Annotated in this window: 4 protein-coding genes and 4 tRNA genes; 1 reads left to right on the plus strand and 7 read right to left on the minus strand. The window is 45.1% G+C overall.

Annotated features, from left to right (window positions below; all coding sequences use genetic code 11):
• The 5 genes from IEY09_RS19985 to IEY09_RS20005 all read right to left on the minus strand — a co-directional run.
• Nucleotides 1-784 (minus strand): elongation factor Tu (locus tag IEY09_RS19985; RefSeq protein WP_188872395.1); only part of this gene is annotated, 784 nt, incomplete at its 3' end.
• Nucleotides 785-900: 116 nt separating this feature from the next.
• Nucleotides 901-976 (minus strand) — tRNA-Thr (locus IEY09_RS19990).
• A 9-nt stretch (nucleotides 977-985) separates the two neighbouring features.
• A tRNA-Gly gene (locus IEY09_RS19995) sits at nucleotides 986-1059 on the minus strand.
• 35 nt (nucleotides 1060-1094) lie between these two features.
• Nucleotides 1095-1179 (minus strand) — tRNA-Tyr (locus IEY09_RS20000).
• A 7-nt stretch (nucleotides 1180-1186) separates the two neighbouring features.
• Nucleotides 1187-1262, minus strand: a tRNA-Thr gene (locus tag IEY09_RS20005).
• A 234-nt stretch (nucleotides 1263-1496) separates the two neighbouring features.
• On the opposite strand from IEY09_RS20005, the gene coaA reads away from it, so the two are divergent.
• Nucleotides 1497-2447, plus strand: a complete 951-nt coding sequence (gene coaA / locus IEY09_RS20010; RefSeq protein WP_037417855.1) for a type I pantothenate kinase — start codon at nucleotides 1497-1499, stop codon at nucleotides 2445-2447.
• Between the two features lie 2 nt (nucleotides 2448-2449).
• Here the strand turns inward: coaA and birA are convergent, their stop codons facing one another.
• The gene (birA, locus tag IEY09_RS20015) at nucleotides 2450-3409 is read right to left on the minus strand and encodes a bifunctional biotin--[acetyl-CoA-carboxylase] ligase/biotin operon repressor BirA (protein WP_055647560.1); all 960 of its coding nucleotides are present in this window, start codon (nucleotides 3407-3409) and stop codon (nucleotides 2450-2452) included.
• Nucleotides 3402-4427 (minus strand): UDP-N-acetylmuramate dehydrogenase, encoded by a 1026-nt coding sequence (gene murB / locus IEY09_RS20020; protein WP_188872397.1) that lies wholly within the window; start codon nucleotides 4425-4427, stop codon nucleotides 3402-3404. The genes birA and murB overlap by 8 nt, the downstream gene beginning before the upstream one ends.
• Nucleotides 4428-4996 lie beyond the last annotated feature (569 nt).

Consider the following 4996-nt stretch of genomic DNA (forward strand, 5'->3'; position numbering starts at 1 on the left):
CACCTGCACGACCTTCGTCAAGCAGCTTACGGAACATTTCTACGCCAGTACAAGTTGTTTTAGAAGTCGTGCGGATACCAACGATTTCTACTTCGTCGCCCACTTTAACGATACCACGCTCTACACGGCCTGTTACTACTGTACCACGACCAGAAATAGAGAATACGTCTTCGATTGGCATCAGGAATGGCTTATCGATATCACGCTCTGGCTCTGGAATGTAAGAGTCTAAAGCTGCTGCCAGCTCAAGGATCTTCGCTTCCCACTCTGGCTCGCCTTCTAGCGCTTTCAGAGCTGAACCTTGGATTACTGGTAAGTCATCACCTGGGAAGTCGTATTCTGATAACAGTTCACGCACTTCCATTTCCACTAATTCTAACAGCTCAGCATCGTCAACCATGTCACATTTGTTCATGAATACGATGATGAATGGTACGCCAACCTGACGAGACAGCAGGATGTGCTCACGTGTTTGTGGCATTGGACCGTCTGTAGAAGCAACTACTAGGATCGCGCCGTCCATCTGTGCAGCACCAGTGATCATGTTTTTAACATAGTCAGCGTGGCCTGGGCAGTCTACGTGTGCGTAGTGGCGAGTTGGGGTGTCATACTCGATGTGAGAGGTATTGATGGTAATACCGCGCTCACGCTCTTCTGGAGCGTTATCGATTTGAGAGAAGTCTTTAGCTTCACCACCGTAGGTCTTAGCCAGTACGTGAGAGATAGCTGCAGTCAGAGTGGTTTNAACATGGGGCTTAGAACGTTCAAATTTAGCTTTAGCCATGGTATTGCCTCAATCCAAGAGTCTTGGTGATGAAAACATACATATAGAAAAAATCCGATGCATATAAATGACATCGAACCGATTAATTTAGGTATAGGAGCTTAATTCAGAAAGGCTGGTGCTGATAGGCAGATTCGAACTGCCGACCTCACCCTTACCAAGGGTGTGCTCTACCAACTGAGCCATATCAGCAACTAAATTTGGAGCGGGCAGCGGGAATCGAACCCGCGTTATCAGCTTGGAAGGCTGGAGTAATACCATTATACGATGCCCGCGCAACCTAACTAAGGCTACCTAACTACCTAGAAAATGGTGGAGGGAGAAGGATTCGAACCTTCGAAGGCGGAGCCGTCAGATTTACAGTCTGATCCCTTTGGCCACTCGGGAACCCCTCCAGTAAAATGGTGCCGGCACCAAGAGTCGAACTCGGGACCTACTGATTACAAGTCAGTTGCTCTACCAACTGAGCTATGCCGGCAAATCATTTCGGAACGGGATATTAGGTAAATGTGTGCCCAAGTGCAAGCGAAAATCGACGATTTGTTTAAAAAAAGCAATCAAATGATGTTTTTTTACCCTCAAACTGATGTTGGCAAGCATTTATCCAGTAAATAAGGCTAGAAGAGCTAGAAACCGAGCTTCATGAATTGATTTTATATTGTCGATACTTAAGTCATGGTGTACTGTGCGATTCCTAAGCCGAGGAAAGCCAATGACGTCAAAAAATCCAATTCAAAAAGCACTCTATCTTGCCTTTGAGCGCGCACAATGGTCTGTTTTAAGGGACGCAGTGCCAATGACGCTGAGTGAACAAGACTTGGAGAATCTTCGGGGTATCAATGAGAAGGTTTCGCTCTCAGAAGTCACTGATATTTATTTGCCTCTGAGCAGGTTGCTTAACTTAATTGTAAAAGCCAAACAACAACGTGGTTTAGTCCTTGATGAGTTTCTCGGGCAAAAGCCCTCAAGTAGTCCTTATATCATCAGCATTGCCGGTAGTGTTGCCGTGGGTAAAAGTACCACTGCGCGTATTTTACAGGCGTTACTAAGCCAGTGGCCCGAGCATCCTAAAGTCGATTTAGTTACGACCGATGGTTTTCTATATCCTCTGGCAGATTTGAAGCGTAAAGGGCTATTGCAACGCAAAGGCTTTCCTGAAAGTTACGATATGAAGATGTTGGTCGAATTTATTTCGGCGGTAAAATCCGGGCAAGCCCATGTAAATGCGCCTATCTATTCCCACGTGACTTACGATCGTATTCGCGGCCAGCATCAAACCGTTTCGCAGCCCGATATTTTGATCCTCGAAGGACTGAATGTTTTACAAACAGGTTTAGATTCGCCAGTCGATATACGTAGGCCCTTTGTCTCCGACTTTGTCGATTTTTCGATTTATGTCGATGCCGAAGAGCATTTATTGAAGCAATGGTATCAAGAGCGCTTTTTGCAATTTCGCAAAGGGGCATTTAGTGATGAAAAGTCCTATTTCCATCACTATGCTAGCCTGACGGATGATGAAGCCTATACTATAGCGGCGAAAATATGGGACACAATCAACGGTCCCAATTTGCAGCTCAATATTCAGCCCACAAGGGAACGAGCGCATCTGATCCTACAAAAAGGACAGGATCATTTGATGTCACACGTTTTACTGCGTAAATAATCTTATCTTGCTCTTAAACTGATTTCTCCGCCGATATAGGCTTGTATGCCATCGGCGGTTTCTAACAATACTGCACCTTGTTCATCGATCCCTCGACAGATGCCGTCAACGTGATTCTCGCCCATCAGTAAACGAATTTCTTTACCATGGAATAGATCTGCCTGTTGCCAGCGCGTTTTAAAGGCTGCCAGCCCTTCACGCTCAAACAACTGTATGTCTCTCTTCAACTGTTTGTGTAGTGCAATCACGAGATCTGTTTTATTTGGCATATCCGTCAAGCTAGACAAGTCGCTCCAAGGCTGGTCAATTCCCTTACCTTGGTCTTCCGACATAGCCATGTTAACACCAATACCAATGATTAATTGGCACTCGCTATCCGCTTGCCCGGACATTTCAATTAAAATCCCAGCAAGCTTTTTATAATTAAGGTAAATATCGTTTGGCCATTTCACGCCGATATTATCAACACCAAAGGATTTCAGTACCTCAACTAAACTACAAGCCACCACTAGGCTTAAGCCCATGGCCTGTGCCATCCCTTGGGGGAATGACCAAAACTGAGAGAAATACAAATGATGTCCATAGGGAGACACCCAAGTTCGTCCTCTACGTCCTCGTCCCGCTGACTGGTACTCAGCCACACATACATCGCCACTTTTAAGCTCACTGGTATGGCTTAACATAAAGCCGTTAGTGCTCGGGATTTCATCAAAGTAAAAGCATCGATTATCGATCGACTGAATTAAACGAGCCGAGTCGATAAGGGAGATGGGATTAGCTAACTTGTAACCGCGGCCTTTGACACTGTAGATCGCCACACCATAGTCTTCCAAAGCATCGACATGCTTGCTCACCGCCGCACGAGAAATACCCAGTTGTGTCGCCAATTCTTCACCTGAGACAAAATGTTCGCTCGACAGTAATCCCAGTATTTCGCGTTTTCTCACCCAGTTATCAGACATCGAGACTCGTCTCCCCTGTTAATCCCATAATTCTTGGCTCGGCTTCTAGCTTAACGCCAAAAACCTCATTCACTCGCGCAATAACATGTAATGCTAATCGACAAATATCTTGGCCAGTTGCATGGCCTAAATTGACTAATACTAAGGCTTGCTTCGCATGCACTCCCGCGTTTCCTAGGGCAAAGCCCTTAAGACCCGCATGCTCAATCAGCCAACCAGCAGCAAGTTTAACCTCTCCATTCGGTTGAGCATAACCAACAATGCTTGGAAAGCGTTGAGCTAGTTCAATATAAACTGATGCGCTAACGATTGGATTCTTAAAAAAACTCCCAGCGTTACCTAGCACCTCAGGATTCGGCAGCTTCTCACTCCTCACCTCACAGACACGGTCAAAAATCTCCCTTGGGGTCACCGTCTCAGCGTTAAATGATTGCAACGGGCCATAGGCCAATTTTGGTTGCCAAGCTTTAGGGAGGCGCAAACCAACAGCGGTAATCACAGCTTTGTCGCGTAAGCTGCCTTTAAATATCGACTCGCGATATGAAAACTCACATTCATCGACCGTAAGCCTTAGTAAGTCGCCAGACTCGACATCAAGATATTCAACCCAATCACAAACATCGCAAAACTCCACACCATAAGCACCGATATTTTGAATCGGAGCTGCGCCAACTGTGCCCGGGATCAGGGCTAAATTCTCAAGTCCAGGCATATTCTGATCTAAGCTAAATAGGACCAATTCATGCCAGTTTTCACCCGCCTCAACATCAAGATAAAAGTGAGAGTCATCTTCGGAGCAGGAAATACCTTTAGACAATACTCGCACTACAGTGCCATTAAAATCATCGGTAAATACGATATTGCTGCCACCACCAAGCACAAGCATTGGTTGCTTTGATTGATATAAAGATAAGCAAGTCGTTTGCAGTTCCATCTTGGAATGGACTTCAATCAATGATGAACAGGATTGCTCCACGCCAAAAGTATTAAACGGTTTTAGCGAGTATGGGAAAGACATGATGATGTTCTGCCGCGATAAAAGCGACATTGTAAACGCTTCACCCTAGAATTGCAGCAAACTGAGATTGATCGGTAAAACAGATACGTCATGACTCAAGCTTTTGTGCTTTTGTGCTTTTGTGCTTTTGTGCTTTTGTGCTTTTGAGCAAGAGTTAAAGATGAGCACAAACAAGTTGAGGAAGCCGTGAATAAAACATCAAAAACAAAAAAGCCAGCTTATTCAGCTGGCTTTTGTGTTTATTTAGGCGCTTGGCGATGAAATGCTATTGTCACCAAGCAAATTCTTACTGGTTAATTCTACGTCTGACGGCATTGTTTCCTCACTCCAGTGCTCATGTACTACCGTACACTCCGCCCTTCGCTCGTCACGGCTTTGTCTGCCGTACAATTACCTGCGTAATTAACCTTTATTTGTTAATTTAGAAAGCTGTTTTGAGTATCACTTCTTAAGTGTTCATATTCAAGCTAAGTGCTACTTAGCAAAACCCATCTGGGTTGTATGGTTAAGCCTCTCGAGTCATTAGTATCAGTTAGCTCAACGCCTCACAACGCTTACACACCTGACCT

Origin of the sequence: Shewanella xiamenensis, from assembly GCF_014647135.1 — a bacterium.
In the GTDB taxonomy this organism is placed as follows: domain Bacteria; phylum Pseudomonadota; class Gammaproteobacteria; order Enterobacterales; family Shewanellaceae; genus Shewanella; species Shewanella xiamenensis.